Source organism: Erythrobacter sp. W36 (genome assembly GCF_057364935.1).
The window spans coordinates 1,866,120-1,882,899 of sequence record NZ_CP200281.1 but is presented as its reverse complement, the minus strand read 5'-3'; the positions used below and the strand labels follow the sequence as shown (position 1 = coordinate 1,882,899).

14 protein-coding genes, 1 tRNA gene and 2 pseudogenes are annotated in these 16,780 nt (G+C 60.1%); 9 read left to right on the top strand and 8 right to left on the bottom strand.

The annotated features are described in order from the left end of the window. Window positions 1-3 precede the first annotated feature (3 nt). The 7 genes and pseudogenes from AC0V6U_RS09185 to AC0V6U_RS09155 all read left to right on the top strand — a co-directional run bounded on the left by AC0V6U_RS09185 (window position 4) and on the right by AC0V6U_RS09155 (window position 10,483). A pseudogene (locus AC0V6U_RS09185) lies at window positions 4-2,461 on the top strand (VirB4 family type IV secretion/conjugal transfer ATPase). Continuing rightward, the gene (locus AC0V6U_RS09180; RefSeq protein ID WP_472642865.1) at window positions 2,458-3,630 is read left to right on the top strand and encodes a TrbL/VirB6 family protein; all 1,173 of its coding nucleotides are present in this window, start codon (window positions 2,458-2,460) and stop codon (window positions 3,628-3,630) included. Before AC0V6U_RS09185 ends, AC0V6U_RS09180 begins: the two are co-directional and overlap by 4 nt. Further along, window positions 3,627-4,466 carry a TrbG/VirB9 family P-type conjugative transfer protein gene (locus tag AC0V6U_RS09175; RefSeq protein ID WP_472642864.1) on the top strand — a complete coding sequence of 280 codons (840 nt, stop codon included), beginning with the start codon at window positions 3,627-3,629 and terminating at the stop codon, window positions 4,464-4,466. The genes AC0V6U_RS09180 and AC0V6U_RS09175 overlap by 4 nt, the downstream gene beginning before the upstream one ends. Then, on the top strand, window positions 4,466-5,623 hold the full coding sequence (locus AC0V6U_RS09170; RefSeq protein ID WP_472642863.1) for a TraB/TrbI/VirB10 family type IV secretion system protein: 1,158 nt from the start codon (window positions 4,466-4,468) through the stop codon (window positions 5,621-5,623). The genes AC0V6U_RS09175 and AC0V6U_RS09170 overlap by 1 nt, the downstream gene beginning before the upstream one ends. A 16-nt stretch (window positions 5,624-5,639) precedes the next feature. Beyond that, window positions 5,640-6,689, top strand: a complete 1,050-nt coding sequence (gene virB11, locus AC0V6U_RS09165) for a P-type DNA transfer ATPase VirB11 (RefSeq protein WP_472642862.1) — start codon at window positions 5,640-5,642, stop codon at window positions 6,687-6,689. A 78-nt stretch (window positions 6,690-6,767) separates the two neighbouring features. After that, window positions 6,768-8,948: an RNA degradosome polyphosphate kinase gene (locus tag AC0V6U_RS09160; RefSeq protein ID WP_472645741.1), complete on the top strand. Its 2,181-nt coding sequence runs from the start codon at window positions 6,768-6,770 to the stop codon at window positions 8,946-8,948. Next, window positions 8,945-10,483, top strand: coding sequence for a Ppx/GppA phosphatase family protein (locus AC0V6U_RS09155; protein WP_472642861.1), 1,539 nt, complete (start codon window positions 8,945-8,947; stop codon window positions 10,481-10,483). Before AC0V6U_RS09160 ends, AC0V6U_RS09155 begins: the two co-directional genes overlap by 4 nt. 17 nt (window positions 10,484-10,500) lie before the next feature. On the opposite strand, the gene AC0V6U_RS09150 is transcribed toward AC0V6U_RS09155, so the two are convergent. After that, a complete protein-coding gene (locus tag AC0V6U_RS09150; protein ID WP_472642860.1) occupies window positions 10,501-11,340 on the bottom strand; it encodes a queuosine precursor transporter in 840 nt (279 codons plus the stop codon). Window positions 11,341-11,414: 74 nt separating this feature from the next. Between AC0V6U_RS09150 and AC0V6U_RS09145 the strand changes: the two genes are divergently transcribed. Continuing rightward, window positions 11,415-11,491 (top strand) — tRNA-Arg (locus tag AC0V6U_RS09145). A gap of 187 nt (window positions 11,492-11,678) precedes the next feature. Continuing rightward, complete coding sequence (locus AC0V6U_RS09140; RefSeq protein ID WP_472642859.1) at window positions 11,679-12,023, top strand: hypothetical protein; 345 nt, start codon at window positions 11,679-11,681, stop codon at window positions 12,021-12,023. Window positions 12,024-12,069: 46 nt separating this feature from the next. Here AC0V6U_RS09140 and AC0V6U_RS09135 read toward each other — a convergent pair whose 3' ends face one another. The 7 genes and pseudogenes from AC0V6U_RS09135 to AC0V6U_RS09105 form a co-directional block, all read right to left on the bottom strand. After that, a complete protein-coding gene (locus AC0V6U_RS09135; RefSeq protein ID WP_472642858.1) occupies window positions 12,070-12,852 on the bottom strand; it encodes an NUDIX hydrolase in 783 nt (260 codons plus the stop codon). A 418-nt stretch (window positions 12,853-13,270) separates the two neighbouring features. Continuing rightward, window positions 13,271-13,606 carry a Grx4 family monothiol glutaredoxin gene (gene grxD / locus AC0V6U_RS09130; protein WP_472642857.1) on the bottom strand — a complete coding sequence of 112 codons (336 nt, stop codon included), beginning with the start codon at window positions 13,604-13,606 and terminating at the stop codon, window positions 13,271-13,273. A gap of 48 nt (window positions 13,607-13,654) precedes the next feature. Further along, a complete protein-coding gene (locus AC0V6U_RS09125) occupies window positions 13,655-13,888 on the bottom strand; it encodes a BolA/IbaG family iron-sulfur metabolism protein (protein ID WP_472642856.1) in 234 nt (77 codons plus the stop codon). Window positions 13,889-13,893: 5 nt separating this feature from the next. Then, the gene (locus AC0V6U_RS09120; protein WP_472642855.1) at window positions 13,894-14,217 is read right to left on the bottom strand and encodes a DUF1476 domain-containing protein; all 324 of its coding nucleotides are present in this window, start codon (window positions 14,215-14,217) and stop codon (window positions 13,894-13,896) included. A gap of 115 nt (window positions 14,218-14,332) precedes the next feature. After that, a pseudogene (locus tag AC0V6U_RS09115) lies at window positions 14,333-15,332 on the bottom strand (NADPH:quinone oxidoreductase family protein). Continuing rightward, window positions 15,329-15,934, bottom strand: a complete 606-nt coding sequence (gene leuD / locus AC0V6U_RS09110; RefSeq protein ID WP_472642854.1) for a 3-isopropylmalate dehydratase small subunit — start codon at window positions 15,932-15,934, stop codon at window positions 15,329-15,331. Before leuD ends, AC0V6U_RS09115 begins: the two are co-directional and overlap by 4 nt. Then, the gene (locus AC0V6U_RS09105) at window positions 15,934-16,770 is read right to left on the bottom strand and encodes an N-acyl homoserine lactonase family protein (RefSeq protein WP_472642853.1); all 837 of its coding nucleotides are present in this window, start codon (window positions 16,768-16,770) and stop codon (window positions 15,934-15,936) included. The genes leuD and AC0V6U_RS09105 overlap by 1 nt, the downstream gene beginning before the upstream one ends. Between the last annotated feature and the right edge of the window lie 10 nt (window positions 16,771-16,780).

Here is a 16,780-nt window from a genome sequence, read left to right as displayed (position 1 = left end):
GCTATGGTGAAATGGATTGGACCGGCAAGCTGGAGCGCCAAAGAGGCGCTGGCTGGCGATCGTCTGCCCTATGCGCGGCTGATCGATGAAAACACCGTGCTGCTGCGCGATGGATCGGTGATGACCGCGATCCAAGTGCCTGGCCTGCTGTTTGAAACCGAGGATTCCGACGCGCTCAATGCTCATGCGGCAACGCGCGAGGTGATGCTGCGCTCCACTTTGGATGCGCGCTTTGCGCTCTACCACCACGTCATTCGCCGTCAGGTTGAGGTCGATTTGGATGCGCAATTTGCCGATCCATTGTCGCGCCATATTGACCAGCGCTGGAAAGAGCGGCTGGCGGGCGGTTCGCTGTTTATCAATGACCAGTTTATCACGCTGATCCGCCGCCCTGCACGCGGCAAAGCGGGCCTTGTAGAGCGGTTTTCCCGGATGTGGAGCCGCACGGGCCAAAGCGAGCTCGAAGCCGACATCAAAGACGTGCGCAGCCTGAAATCAGCCGCCACTGGTCTCGTCGCATCGCTTTCTGCCTACGGCGCGAGTGTGCTGGCCGATTATTCCGTGCCTGGCAGTGACGGTACCAATTCAGAAATGCTTGAACTGCTCTCTGCGCTCTACAATGGCGAGATGCGCCCTGTGCGCCGCCCGGATGAAGACACTGATATTGGCCATATGCTGCCCTATCGCCGCGCCAGCTTTGGTCTGGATGCGATGGAGCAACGCGGCTCTGGTCAACCGGATTTCTCTGCGATCCTGGGCCTGAAAGACTATCCCGAGGCGACATCACCGGGTCTGCTCGATGGCTTGCTGCGTCTGCCATACGAAATGATCGTGACCGAGAGCTATGCGCCCAATGAGCGCACCACCGCGCGGGAGCGGATTGATCTGGCGCTGCGGCGCTTGCGCTCGGTTGACGAAGAAGCGGCGGCAGAGCGCAATGATATGCTGGCGGCGCGCGATGCGCTGGGCAATGGCGCGGTCGGCTTTGGCGATCACCACCTCACCGTTCTGGTGCGGGAGCGCAGCCTAGACCGCTTGGACGACGCCACGGCGGCCTGCGCGGCAGCATTGGCGGACACCGGCGCAATTGCGGTACGCGAAGACACCAATCTTGAGCCTGCGTTCTGGGCGCAATTCCCGGGCAACGAGGAATATATCGTCCGGCGCGCGCTCATTTCCTCGGCCAATATGGCGAGCTTTGGCAGCTTCCACGGCTTCGCCTTGGGCCAGGCGAGTGGCAATCACTGGGGCGATGCGGTCACTCTGCTGGAAACCACCAGCGCGACCCCGTTCTTCTTCAATTTCCACCACGGTGACCTGGGCAATTTCTCGGTGATCGGGCCATCGGGCTCAGGCAAGACCGTGGTGATGAACTTCCTCGCCGCGCAAGCGCAAAAGTTCAGTCCCCGTACCATTCTGTTTGACAAGGATCGCGGCGCGGAGCTGTTTGTGCGCGGGATTGGTGGGCGCTATGACCGGATCAGCGCAGGTGAGCCGACAGGGTTCAACCCTTTGTCTTTGCCGGACACGCCGACCAATAAGGCGTTTCTGCGCGATTGGCTGGCGGTGCTGCTCGATGCAGACGGTCCAGAGGAATTCGCAACGATCAGCGCGGCTGTCGATGCGGCCTATGCCAATGATGCGGGCCTGCGCCGTCTGCGCCACTTCAAGGAGCTGCTGGCGGGGGCAAAGCGCCCTGAGCCCGGCGATCTGGCCGACCGCTTGTCGGCATGGATCGGCTCCAACGATGCGCCGGAAGACGCAGAGGGCGGCGAGCATGCTTGGCTGTTCGACAATGAGCAGGACAAGCTTGATCTCGACCAGCGCGTGCTTGGTTTTGACATGACGGCGCTGCTCGAAAATCCGCGCTTGCGCACGCCGACCATGATGTATTTGTTCCACCGGGTCGACGAACGGCTCGATGGTCAGCCGACCATGATCCTGATCGACGAGGGGTGGAAAGCGCTCGATGATGAGGTGTTCGCCGCGCGCATTCGCGATTGGCTGAAGACTTTGCGTAAGCGCAATGCTCTGGTCGGATTTGCCACACAATCCGCCGCCGATGCGCTGGAAAGCCGCATTTCGACCGCTTTGGTCGAGCAGACCGCGACCATGGTATTTATGCCAAACAGCAGAGCGCGCGCTGAGGATTATTGCGAGGGCTTTGGCCTGACCGAGCATGAGTTGGCGCTGATCCGCACGTTGCTCGGCCCATTCGCGCTGTTTCCTTGTGCGCCAGCCCGATGCGAGCGTGGTTGTCCGGCTCGATCTGTCTGGTGCGCCCGAGGTGCTCACCGTTCTCTCTGGCCGCGAAAGCTCCGTGCGCAGACTTGATCTGCTGCGCGAGGCGGTCGGCGATAAGCCTGAGGATTGGTATCCGGCGCTTACCAATCATGCCTGGCCTGATGGGCCGAGCCTCGATTCCGATGACGCACAAGCCATGCGATTGGCGGCCGAATGACGGCCAATTGCGACACTGTTGCCGAGAACATGGGCACTGGCGTTGCCGCCGCTTTGACGGCGGTGGACTGCATCGCCAGTGAAGTGACGGGCGATGCCTTTGGGCGCCTGTTTGCCTCGGGCGGGTCGCTGGCGACGGTGCTGACGATCCTGCTGACGCTGTATGTCGCATTCTTTGGGATCAGCCTGCTGATTGGCCGGTCCAACCTTAGCATTCGTGCGCTCACCCCGCGTATCCTTACCATTGGCCTTGTTCTGACTTTTGTGACCAGCTGGGTCGCCTATCAAAGTGTGGTTTGGAACATTGCGGTGGGCGGGCCGGATTGGCTGGCGGGCATTCTGACCGACAGTGATGGCTCCGCAACGCAGACCTTCGCGACCAAGCTCGATATCGTATTCCTGGCCGTGCAAGACGCGAGCACAGGGGAAGTCGACATCAGCGCATTTTCGCCGCCCGGCATGATGTGGCTCGGCGCTATGCTGCTGCTGCTCGGTACGGTTGGTCTGCTTGTGACCGCCCGCATTGGCCTCGCTCTGCTCGTGGCGCTTGGGCCGATCTTCGTGGTGATGGCGCTGTTCAATGGCACGCGAGGGCTGTTTGTTGGCTGGCTGAAGGGCGTGGTGATGCTCGCGCTGACCCCGCTGTTCGCGGTGCTGGGCGGTTCCATCATGTTGGAGCTTGCCGTGCCTATCCTAGCCGCTTTGGTGGCTGTACCGGGCGAAATTGACCAGCAAGCCGCTATGGCCTTCTTCCTAGTTGGCGCGGTCCATGTGGCGCTGATGATCATGACGATCAAAGTTACCTCGACCATGGTCGCCGGATGGCAGGTGTTCGGCTTTGCTCAGAATGTTGAGGTTGAGAAGGGCCGCGACATGACTAGCTCGCCGCCTCAGCCGCAAGTGACCGTCGCTGACAATCGCACTGCACCAACCGCACCTGTGGGTGCGACCGGCCAACGCCGGATCGATATGCCCACGATCACAACCATCACCGCCGCCAATGACACGGGCACGGCCGACGGCGCGAGTGTTCGCGAGACCCGCGTGTTCGCCACCAGTTCAGGCGGAGGCGTGCAGAACGCTCCGCTCAATCCATCCACGTCACGCACCCACGGGATAGGCAATCGCTTCCGTCCCGCACATTCGCGTAAACCGGAGACGACAAAATGATCCGCGCGCCGAAATTCCGGCTTCCGCTTGCTGCCCTCGCTTTGGGCCTCATGCCTATCGCCGCCGCGCCTGCCGCCGCGCAGGACTCGCGCCTTGTCACCATGGTCTATGATGAGACCCAGGTGGTGCGCATTTCTGGCAAGCCCAAGGTGCAGGCAACGATCAAGTTTCGCGATGACGAGACGATCGAGAACGTTGCGATTGGCGACAGCCAAGCCTGGCAGGTCACGCCCAATAAACGCGCGAGCTTGCTGTTCGTGAAGCCGCTCTCAGCCAATGCCAGCACCAATATGACCGTGGTGACGACCAAGCGTACATATCTGTTCGATTTGGTTGCAAGCCCTCGCAATAAGCCGCTCTATGTCTTGCAGTTTAGCTATCCAGAGGCTGAGGCCGCTGAGGAAGCGGAGCGGCTCGCACGGCTGGAGCGGGAAGAGCGTGAACGCGCCAGCGCAGCGGAACTGGCGGCAGCCAATGATCCGTTCGCAGTAAGCGATCCGTCGCGGCTAAATTTTGAATGGGCGAGTGAAGGCGACAAGGAATTGCTCCCGACCCGCACATATGACGATGGCGACACCACGTTCCTGACCTGGGCGGAGGGTTCGACCATTCCGGCGATCCTGACGACCAACCACAAGGGCGATGAAGGCCCGGTCAATTTCACCGTTCGCGGGGACACTGTGATCGTGGAAGGCGTGCCGACCCAGATCATTTTGCGCTCTGGCGAAGACAGCGCAGTTTTGACCAACACCGGGCCGATCCGCTCGGTCGATCTCGGGGCGCTCAGCGACAATGCTGGGCTGGCCCGGCTTAGCACCAACACGGAGGTGAAGTGATGCGCCTTGCCATGCGAATGCCGCCCAAGAAGGGGCAAAACGGCGCGGATGCGAATTCCGACGCCAATGTTGATCCGCGTGACGGCGAGTCGGCAGAGATCATTGATCTCGCCAGCCGCAATGGCTTTCCCGCCGTCACCGAGCGCGCCTCGAAATCTGACGGATTGGGTCTGGCTTTGGGGGCTGTTATCGTCCTTGGCCTCGGCGCAGTTACGTTGTGGAGCATGGATGCCGCGCGTACCGGCACCGCCGAAACTGCGCCTGCGGCCGCGGCCAGCGCGCCGCCTCCGGCCAGAGCGCCTGGAGCTGCCGCTCCGGTGAATGTCGCTCAAGTTGCACCCGCCAGAGCGCCGCGCAGCGACCCTGCGCCATCGCCCGTGTTTTCGAACAATCCCAACCGCGTGCTTGGCCCAGCGACCAATCCTTATGCGACGCCGACCATGGTGTTTGACGCCAGCGCTGCGGCTAGTTCCGCGCGTCTTGGCGAAGCCCTCGCACCCGCTCCCATGGCGGCGACAGCTGGCGCTACCTCCGCACCGGGTGGTGCGGTCGGCTCTGCGAGCGAATTTGCCAGCCGTATCGGCGGCGTAGGCGGCGCGCCTGCTCAAGCGCAGCCGATGGCTAATCCCACTACCACGGTTACCCAAGGCACTTTGATCCCTGCGATCCTCGAGACCGCTATCGACACCGATGTTCCGGGCTTTGTCCGGGCCGTCGTCAGCCAGGATGTGCGCAGCTTTGACGGCACAAAAGTGCTGGTCCCGCGCAGCTCGCGCCTGGTTGGGCAATATCAGTCCGGCGTCCAGCAGGGACAGAAGCGCGCTTATGTGATCTGGACCCGCTTGATCCGGCCCGATGGCGTGTCGGTCAACATTGCCTCACCGGCGGTCGCCTTTGATGGCACCACGGGTCTGCAAGGCGATGTGAACAACCACTTCTTCCGCCGGTTTGGCTCTGCCATGTTGCTCTCAGTAGTCGGCGGGCTCTCAGCCATCGGCAGCGGCGGCGCATCGGTCGTCCTCGGCGGAGCAGGGCAGGGCGCGGCCAGCATCGCTGCTCAGCAAGACGGCGCGATTAGCCCGACGATCCGCGTGAAGATGGGTGAGCCGATCCGGGTCTTCACTGCGCGCGATCTCGATTTCAGCACGGTCAACTGAGCCAGCCGGTCCCCGTATGAGCGCAGAGATCCATCCTTTGGCCAATGACACTGGCACGGCGGCAGCGGCAGGCAGCGAGCAGGCTGTGCCCGCACCGGGCGCAGCCATTATCGGCGAGCGCAGCGTCTATCTCGACGCGTATCTTGCGCCGTTTCGCCGTTGGCTGGACCGCGACACCGTAACCGAGATTATGGTCAACCAACCGGGCGAGGTTTGGGTCGAAGACGCCTCTGACCCCGGTTTTAAGCGGATCGACGCACCCGATATCGATGACCGCCTGGTTCAGCGCCTTGCGGAGCAAGTTGCCCGCGTCAGCCACCAAGGGATCAACCGCGAGCATCCGCTGCTCGGGGCGACTTTGCCAGACGGGGCGCGGATCCAATTTTGCGGTCCGCCTGCCTCACGCAAGCATTGGGTGATGGCCATCCGCCGCCACCGCCGGCTTGATCTGCCGCTCGATGCCTATGACGCCGGGCCGCTCACCAGCGCGCCAGAAACGCCAATGCCGGACTCGCAGAAAGAACCGATCGCATATTTGCGCGAAGCGATCCGCAATCGCCGCACGATCCTGATCTCTGGCGGCACCAGCACAGGTAAAACCACGTTCCTCAACGCTATGCTGGGTGAGATTCCGCAGGCGGAACGGGTGGTGATGGTGGAAGACACGCCGGAGCTTAAGTTTCCCGGCGAAAACTCGGTTGGTCTGGTCGCTGTGAAAGGTGAGCTAGGCGAGGCCAAGGTCACCGCCAATGAGCTGCTGCAAGCGGCGCTGCGTCTGCGGCCAGACCGCATTGTGCTGGGCGAATTGCGCGGCGCGGAGAGCGTTTCCTTCCTGCGTGCGATCAACACGGGCCATCCGGGCAGCTTTTCAACCATCCACGCCAACAGCCTGACCGGCGCGCTTGAGCAATTGTCGCTGATGGTGATGCAGACCGGTATTGGCCTCTCTCGCACGGACACCATCGCCTATGCAGCTAGCGTCATCGATGTAATCGTCCAGCTGGGACGGGATGCCAATGGCAAGCGCGGGATCACACAAATCGCGGATTGCCGATCATTGGTGTGACAAGTTTGAGCGCTTGATTTACATCGCGGATATGTCCGGTACGTCAGCAGCATTTAAACTCTCAAAGACGGGGCGATGATGGGCAGTCAGCCAATCTCCAGCACTGATGATGCGCCTGCGGACGTCGGCCCAGATGGCGCCATTTCGCAGCATCCCGGCGAGGCCTATTTTAACCGCGAGCTGTCTTGGTTGAGCTTCAACGAGCGCGTGTTGGCGGAGGCTGACAACACCAAATACCCGCTGCTGGAGCGGCTGCGCTTTCTTTCGATCTCTGGCACCAATCTCGATGAGTTTATGATGATCCGCGTGGCGGGCTTGGTCGGTCAGGTTCAGCGCGGCATCGCCCGCCCAGCGATCGATGGCCGCACCCCATCACAGCAGCTGTCCGCCATTCGCGAACGGTTGGAAGTGATATCGGATAACCAACAGAGCAGCTGGCGTGAGCTGCATCATTTGCTCAGCGATGCGGGCATTTCGGTCGATGAGGATCACCGCCTGAGTGATGAGGCAAAGGATTGGCTCCAGAGCTATTTCCGCGACGAAATTCTGCCGGTCATCACGCCGCAAGCGCTCGATCCGGCGCACCCCTTTCCCTTCATTGCCAATGAGGGAACCGGCGTGCTCTTCACACTAAACCGTGATGCCGATGCGGAGCAGATCATCGAGATGATCTTGATCCCCAGCGGGTTGCCGCGCTTTATTCGGGTGCCCGGGGAAGAGGCGATCTATGTCTCAATTTCCAGCCTGATCCAGCGCTATGCCAGCATGCTCTTCCCGGGCTTTACGATTGAAGGCGATGGCCAGTTCCGCGTCCTGCGCGACAGCGATATCGAAGTTGAGGAAGAGGCCGAAGACCTGGTGCGCTATTTTCGCAGCGCGATCCAGCGCCGCCGCCGGGGCCGCGTGATCCAGCTGGAGATTGAGGAGGATTTCGATCCGCGCGCGGAGCAAATACTGCTCGAGCAGCTTGGCATTCATGAAGCTGCGGTGATCAAAACCGATGGCATTATCGGCATCGACGGGCTGGCTGAAATAGTCGAGGAAGACCGGCCAGACCTCAAATTCGACAGCTATAGCCCGCGCTATCCAGAGCGTATTCGCGAGCATGATGGCGACGCATTTTCCGCCATTCGCGAAAAAGATATCATCATTCACCACCCTTACGAGAGCTTCGAAGTGGTGGTCGACTTTGTCCGGCAGGCGGCGGCTGATCCCGATGTCGTGGCGATCAAACAAACGCTCTACCGCGCAGGCTCGCAATCTGCCGTCATCAATGGCCTGATCGCAGCGGCGGAGGCGGGCAAATCCGTGACCGCAGTCGTCGAGCTGAAGGCGCGGTTTGACGAAGAGCAAAACCTGATGTGGGCGAGCAAGCTGGAGCGCGCCGGGGTTCAGGTGATCTACGGTTTCGTCGATTGGAAAACCCATGCGAAGGTGGCGATGGTTGTGCGCCGCGAGGAAGAGGGGCTGCGCACCTATTGCCACTTTGGCACGGGCAATTACCATCCGATCACAGCCAAGATTTACACCGATCTGTCCTTCTTCACCGCCGATCCTCAGCTGGTCCGTGATGCGACGAAAATGTTCAACTTCATCACTGGCTATGTCGAGCCGGACGAGTTGGAGGCTCTGAAGATCGCGCCGATCAATCTGCGCGATGAGATTGGCAAAAGGATCGACACCGAAATCGCTAATGCAAAAGCGGGCAGGCCCGCGGCGATCTGGATCAAGTGCAATCAGATCACTGATCAGGGGATCATCGACCGCCTGTATGAAGCGAGCGGGGCCGGGGTTATGGTTGAGCTGATCGTGCGCGGCATATGTTGCTTGCGGCCTGGCATTCCCGGCCTAAGCGAGAACATCCGCGTTAAATCAATCATCGGGCGCTTTCTGGAGCACAGCCGGATTTACGCCTTCGCCAATGGTGCGCCCATGCCCGGCGAAGAGGCGAGGATCTACATTGCTTCTGCCGACCTGATGGAGCGCAATCTCGATCGCCGGGTCGAAACCCTAATCCCGATCACCAATCGCACCGTGCACGATCAAGTGCTGCAGCAGGTGCTGCTCGCCAATATGCTCGACACAGAGCAAAGCTGGTGGTTGCAGTCCGATGGCTCCTATGAACGCGTCATCACTGATGCTAAGCCATTTAATTGTCACCGTTATTTTATGACAAACCCATCGCTGTCTGGGCGTGGGGGCGCATTGGAGGCGGGCGCTGTGCCGAAATTGTCGCTGCGAAGGGGCGGAACTGGATGACATTGAGAGCCAAGCGAGCGGATCGCGAGGGGGCGTTCTCTGGGAACAAGGCCGAACGCGCGATCATCGATGTGGGTTCGAACACGGTTCGTTTGGTGGTCTATGGCGGGACGATGCGAGCGCCGACTGTCCTGTTCAATGAAAAGGTAACGGCGCGGCTGGGGCGCGAAATCTCCGAAACCGGCAGGCTAGCCGATGAAGCGGTTGAGCTCGCTATGCGGGGCCTCAAGCGCTTTGTGCTGCTGCTCGATGGCTTAGGGATTGAAGATATCGAGACGGTCGCCACCGCCGCTGTGCGCGATGCCGAGAATGGCCCGAAATTCGTGGAAGACGTCCGCGCGCTGGGGCTGGATTTGCAAGTCATCTCTGGCGAAGAAGAGGCACGGCTGAGCGCGAACGGCGTGATTGGCGCATTCCCTCGCGCCAAAGGGGTTGTGGCCGATCTTGGCGGCGGCAGTCTGGAGCTGGTGACCATCGCCGGTGGAGATACGGGAGAGGCGACCTCATTGCCGCTCGGCACCCTGAGGTTGCCTGAATATCACGCTGACAAGCAATCCGACATGCGCAAGGCGCTGCAAAAGCGGCTCAAGAAGGCCGGGTGGGGCGAGCCGATTGAGACGCCGCTCTATCTGGTTGGCGGCACTTGGCGGGCGATGGCGGTTTATGCGATGCAAGAGCGCGGCCATCCGCTAAGCGATCCGCACGCGTTTGAGCTCTCAAAGAAAGAGGCGGTAGCGCTCGCCAGAGGGCTAGCCGATCAGTCGCCAGAAGACCTGAAATCAATCGACCGGATTTCGACCATGCGCTCGGAAAAGCTGCCCGATGCGGCGGTCCTGCTGCAGGCGATGCTGGAGCAGCTAGAGCCGGAGCGGGTGGTGTTTTCCTCTTGGGGCCTGCGCGAAGGTCAATTGTTCGATGCCCTGCCGATGCACGGCAAAGACCAGGATCCGCTACTTGCCGGTGTTGCGGTGTTTGCAGCTCAGCGCGGCGCGCCGCCGACCTTGGCAACGCAGATCGCAGGCTGGACGGCCGATGCCGCGCCGCTGGGCGAGCACGGGTCAGAGCGGCTGCGTCTTTCTGCGACCATGTTGGCGCTTGCTAGCATGCAGATTGAGCCGAACCTGCGCCATCCGCTGGCGGTGGATTGGGCGATGCACAAGCGCTGGCTGGCGATTGATGGGCAGGGGCGGGCGATGCTGGCCGCGGCGAGCATGGCCAATGGCAATCACTGTGATCTGCCGGATGAACTGCATGCGCTGGCCAGCAAGAACGCTCTGGAAGAGGCGGTGTGCTGGGGCCTTGCAATTCGCTTGGCCCGGCGGATCGGCGGGCGCTCTAGGCGTTCGCTGCAGGTCAGCCGACTGATGCTGGGCGAGAATGGTCTGGTCCTGCGGTTAGAACACAGCCACCGCGATCTGTTTGGCATTCCGACGGAGAAGGATTTGAAATTGCTCTCGGACCGCCTCGGCGTCGATTTCACCGTCGAGATCGTCGAGGATGGTGCATTGCACCTCCCCGTTGGAAATCAAGAATAGCTCCGGCGTAGGAGCCGCTAGGCCTGCTGTTTCTCACTCGCAAAGGGGGAGAAATTGGTTTCGGTGTCGAACAGATCGACGCCTTCCGCCTTCTTTAGCTTGCCGACCACCGCATAGGTCACCGGCGTCAGCAGAGCCTCCCACAGCACCTTAAGCAGCCAATTGGTGATCATCACGGTGATCACCGCCTCAGTGCTCCAAATGCCGTAAAAGGCGATGGGGTAGAAGATCAGGCTGTCGACCCCTTGGCCGACCACGGTCGAGCCGATCGTGCGGGTCCACAGCGCCTTGCCTTTCGTCCAGACCTTCATCTTGGCCATGACGTAGGAATTGACGAATTCACCAGCCCAAAAGGCGATGATTGAGGCCATGACGATCCGCCATGTGCTGCCAAAGACGGATTCGTAGGTTTGCTGGCATATCTCGCCGGGGATCGAGTCGCTGTCGCCTGTGAATTGTAGCGAGGAACTCGCCGCGCATTCCCATCCGGCAAAGGCGGGCAGCCCGACCACCACATAGCTCATAAAGGCGAGGAAGATCATCGCTGCAAAACCGGTCCAGATCACCCGGCGCGCCTTTGCGAAGCCATAGATCTCGGTCAGAATGTCGCCGATGACATAGCCGAGCGGGAAGAACAGGATCCCGGCGCCATAAATGAATATCCCATCGGGTGCGGGCCACATGCCATCGGGCCAAAACGGCACCTCAAGAAAGGTCAGCTTTGCCGCGCCGATAATGTTGGAAAGCAGCAGGATCGCCACAAAGGCGGCCATCACCAGGTCGTAATAGCGGAAAGTTCGCGGCGCTGTGCTGGTCGCAATTGGCCCGCTGGCCGCATTGTTATCTGGGTTATTCATAGCCGAAGTGCCTAACGCGATTTTACACCGCCGCAAAGCGCGCTATTGGGCGAATGTGCTCGCAAAGAGCGTGCGCGCCCGTAGCTCATCTGGATAGAGCGCGAGACTTCTAATCTTGAGGCAGCAGGTTCGAGTCCTGCCGGGCGCGCCATTTTTCATCCTGTCTTTTGGGACATGATTCAAACTCCCGCATGTGACGGGTCTTGCAATTCGTCGCTCATTCCGCACATCTGGTGCGGCGCATCGCCCTTGGCGCGATCACAGCGCCCATTTCGACACCTGCGGTTCATGTGCTGAGCGACACTTTGTGCGCATTAATCACCGATAGGAGACATCCGATGACCCGTATGATTCTTGCCTCAATCGCCCTTGCCGGGACCCTGATCGCGGCTCCCGCCGCGGCCCACCAAAAAGGGATTGTGGTCGACGGCTACCGCGCGCCTCTCTCACCCAACAATGACAGCAACAAATGGTGGCTCGATTATCGGACCGATATCAGTGAGGCCAAACGCGAGCTGGCGAGTGACCTGCGCCGGGCGACCGATGAAGAAGATCGCCGCGATGCCTATGAGGAATATCGCCAGGAGCTTCGCGATGCGCGCCATGACTATCGCAAGGAAATGGTCGAGCGCGGCTATCGCGTTGCCAATTTCAAAGAGAACAACCGTGCGGCTAGCGCGTAGATAAGTGGAAGGGTGCGGGTGGAAATGGCCCGCAATCCAGAACCCGCTACCCGCGTTGAACCGTTTCCAGCAATTCTGCTGTGATCGGATAGCCAGCGTCTTCCATAATCCGGAGCATCGGCTGATCGTTGCTGTCGTCGATCCTGGGAATGATGGTTTTGACCGGAATAGCCTCGGCCTGCGCGCGCGCTTCTTCATAGCTTGCGAACAGGGCGAGGCGTTCCAAATTGCGGCGGGTCGGGAAGATCAGCTTGATCTCGCCGTTCTCCGCCATGTCGAGCGCGCCTTGCGCACTGACCCAGAACAATCGCGTGTTTTCTGATTGGTCAGCGGCGATCTCGACCTCGCCGGTGCCCAGATTGGCGAGGTAAAACCGCGTGTCATAGACCCGGCTGATGTTCTCATTCTTGGGAAACCAGCGCGCGAACGGCGTGATCTGATCAAGGTCGAGCGACCAATTGAATGCCTCAAGCACGGGCGCGAGCTCGCCCGTCTCCAGCAGCATCGCCCGCGCGTCGGCCGCCTTTGCCGCATCAACATCACCCGCAATGCCCAGCGCCAGACCGGTTTCTTCGATGGTCTCACGCACCGCCGCGATCTGATGCGCTAGCTCGGCAATATTGAGCGGCGATGTCAGCGTGCGGGCCAGCGCAAAGTCCGCGTCATCGACCCGTCCGCCGGGGAACACTGCCATGCCGCCCGCAAATGCCATATTGCGCGAGCGGACCGTCATCAGGATTTCAGGGGCGCCGCCGTCGCTGCTCTTGCGGAAAATAACGATGGTCGCGGCAGGGATGCCTTCGGGTGATTGCTGTGTTTGATTGGCCATTGCCTGCAGTGATGCCGAGGGTAGGGCGACTTGCCAAGCGTATTTGCAGCTTTGCTTGTCGGTATCTTTTACATTTGGCCCTATGGTTAACCCGAAGAAACCATTTAACTGACTGAAAATACTAGCGCCCGCATTTTTGGCACGGTGGATGCATAGTATTGTGTGCCCCTAGTGGTCTTCGATAAAGAGGTGAGGTCTTTTTTGGTCTCTTGGTTTCACCTCCCCGAAATTAGAAAACCCGCCTCGTTTGGTTCACGAGGCGGGTTTTTCGTTTTTGGGGTGTTTGTTTGGTTTTAGGCGCAGGTCAGTGAGAACTCGGCGCCGAAGGCGTCGCAAGGGCGACTGCCCGTCCGCAGCGATGCGGTCTTCAGGTCGCGTGAGCGAGGAAATCGCGCTCGTGGATGCGAGTGCGCGGACCTTAAGAAGCTTCGGCCTTCGCGACTGCTTTTTCTTCCATCAGCTGTTGCAGTTCGCCGGCTTCAAACATTTCCATCATGATGTCGCTGCCGCCCAGGAATTCGCCCTTAACATAGAGCTGAGGGATGGTTGGCCAGTCGGAATAGGCCTTGATGCCTTGGCGCACTTCCATGTCTTGCAGCACGTCGACGCTTTCATAGGCGACGCCGCAATGATCGAGGATAGCGATGGCCCGGCTAGAAAATCCGCATTGCGGGAACAGCGGGGTGCCCTTCATGAACAGGACGACATCGTTTTCGCTAACGATGCTGGCGATGCGGGCGTTTGTGTCGGACATAATGGCCTAGACCTTTGAAAATTGAATCATGGAAAAATCGTATGAGGATTAGGTGGGAACAACCGTGGTGACTTGCAAGGCGTGCAGTTCGCCGCCCATGCGCTCACCCAGCGCCGCATAGACCATCTTGTGCTGCTGAACCCGGTTCTTGCCCATAAATTGCGGCGCAGTAACGGTTGCAGCCCAGTGGTCATTGTCTCCAGCCAGATCGCGCATCTCCACTACGGCGCCAGGCAGTGCCGCCGTGATAAGCGCCTCGATATCGGCCGCTGCCATAGGCATGCCGCTTAGCTCTCGCTCATGAATTGACGCTTTGCCTCGATGGCTTTTTCTTCCAGCTTGGCGCGAATGTCATCTTCGCTGACGTCGCATTCCGCCGCGGTGAGATCGCCGAGCAGCTTGCGGATCACATCCTCATCGCCGGCTTCCTCAAAGTCCGCCTGCACGACGGCCTTTTTATAGGCGTCGGTCTCTTCTTCGGTGAGGTTCATCAGGCCAGCGGCCCATTCACCCAGCAAGCGGTTGCGACGCGCCGCCACTTTAAAGGCGGTTTCTTCGTCCATTGCGAATTTGGCTTCTTCGGCGCGTTCGCGATCTTTGAAATCAGTCATATTAGTCCCCTCGGCCGGTGGCCCAAGTATTTAAAGTATGCCCATACAAAATAGGAGGCCGGGCGGCCTGCGGCAAGCGCGGATCGCGCGGCGCCTCCAAGTAAGCGTGCAGGCGCTAGTCCATCGTCACCACTAGCTTGCCCACTGCCTCGCGGCTTTCCAGCTTGGCGATGGCCTCGCCTGCGCGCTCCAATGGGAAAGTTTCAGAGACCAGCGGATCGATCTTGCCCGCCTTCATGAGTTCGAACAGCTCCTTGACCTGTTCAACGAATTTGGCCGGTTCGCGCGCCGTGAATGCGCCCCAGAACACGCCGCAAATATCGCAGGATTTCAGGAGAGTCAGGTTCAATGGCATTTTCGCAATGCCCGCTGGGAAGCCGACCACCAGAAAGCGGCCCTCCCAAGCGATTGAGCGCAAGGCGGGCTCAGAATATTGGCCGCCGACAATGTCATAGACGATGTTCGCGCCTTCAGGTCCGCAGGCGGCTTTGAATGCGCTCGGCAAGCTCTTTGGAGGCTGCCTTGTCCATCTCATCGCGCGGGTAGATGACGACTTCGTCCGCGCCCGCGTTCTTGGCGACTTCGCCCTTCGCTGGGCTGGAGACGGCGGCGACGACGCGCGCGCCATATGCCTTGGCCAGCTCAATAGCGGACAGGCCAACGCCGCCCGCCGCACCCAGGATCAGGACTGTGTCGCCTGCTTTGATATGGCCGCGGTCTTTAAGCCCGTGGATCGTGGTGCCATATGTGAGCAGCAGCGATGCCGCCTTCTCGTAAGGCACACCGTCCGGGACAGGGAACATGCGAGCGGCAGGAACAATGACCTTTTCCGACAGACCGCCATTGCCGATCCCGGCCATGACCTTGTCGCCGACTTTGTAGCCTTCCACGCCTTCGCCAACGGCCTCGATCACGCCTGCGATCTCGCCGCCGGGGGCATAGGGGCGCTGCGGCTTGAATTGATAGAGGTCGCGGATCATCAGCGTGTCGGGGAAGTTGATCGCGCACGCTTTTACGTCGACCAAAACCTCGCCTTTGCCCGGCGCTGGCACCTCAATTTCGTCGAGCTTCAGCGTTTCCGGTCCGCCAATCTCGTGTGTGCGTAGCGCTCTCATGCGTGTATCTCCGTTCCCTGTGTCAGCCAGCTTTGCCCGTCGGCGCGCTGGTTCTCATATGATTGAATGGCGTCTTTGCGCTCTAGCGTGAGCGCGACCTCGTCTAGTCCGTTCAGCAGGCAATGCTTGCGGAACGGATCGATATCGAATGCGAAGCGATCTTGAAACGGCGTTGTAACCGTTTGCGTTTCCAGATCGATGTCGATTGGCTCGCCCGCGCGTGCGACCTCCAGCAAGCGGTCAATCGCCGCCTGAGGCAGGACGATCGGCAAGATGCCGTTCTTCACCGCATTGCCCGAGAAAATGTCGGAATAGCTCGGCGCCAAGACCGCGCGGATGCCCAGATCGAGCAGCGCCCAGGCGGCGTGTTCCCGGCTGGAGCCGCAGCCAAAATTATCGCCAGCGATCAGGATTTGCGATCCGGCATAGGCAGGATCGTCAAACACATTGCCCTCGATCTCGCGGATCGATTCAAACGCGCCAGCGCCCAATCCTTCGCGGCTGATCGTCTTCAGCCATTTGGAGGGGACGATAATATCGGTGTCGATATTTTTGGCGCCAAAGGGGATCGCTTGCCCCGATACACGTTGAATAGCGTCCATTATTTTGCTGATCCTGGAAATGTTGGAAGGCGGCCGAGATGGCGTGGGTCATGCTGTATCAGCACCGTCGCATCCAGCGACTTTGCGATGGCATTGAAGCGTTCGAACGAGGCGAGGGTGTCCGCGCGGTTGGTGTTAAACGATGGCACCCCGCGGTTCTCGACCTGCTCCTCGAAATGATAGAGATCCCCGGTCAGCAAGATGTTGCCGGTTTCGGGCAGGCGCACCAGCAGGCTGGTGTGGCCAGGGGTATGGCCGGGCATGGCCTTCATGACAACGGAACCATCGCCAAACACGTCGTGATCGCCCGGTATCGCAATCACTGCTGCGGCGTCCTCACCCAGCCACGGGGCGAACGGGCGCGGATCGACCAGCGGATTGGGTTCAGTTGTTTCTTTCACCACATCCCAATCGCCTGCGCCGATTAGCAAGGTCGAAGCGGAAAAATCACTGAGCTGGCCGGTGTGGTCAAAATGATAGTGGCTTACGCCAGCAAAGGTCACTTGATCGGTGGTCACGCCAATATCGCTGAGCTGATCGGCAATCGAGCGTTCAAGCGAAAGGGTGGTGCCGCCTTGCGAGAGACCGGCGCCGATAAGGCCGGAGGGCAGGCCCGCATCCCACAGCAGATAGCGCGAGCCATTGCGCAATAGGTAGCAGCTGGCCACCAAAGTGCGTGCTTTCCCGTCATACAAATGGGCGTCTGAAAATGCCGCAGAATCGCTAAAGGCAATCGTGCTGCAATCAAGCCGCCAAATCTCCAGATCGGGCTCGTCCTGAGCCTGGAGCGGAGACGCCAATGCGAGCACGGCAAGCGCCGCTGCGAAGAATTTCATGAGCCTTTCT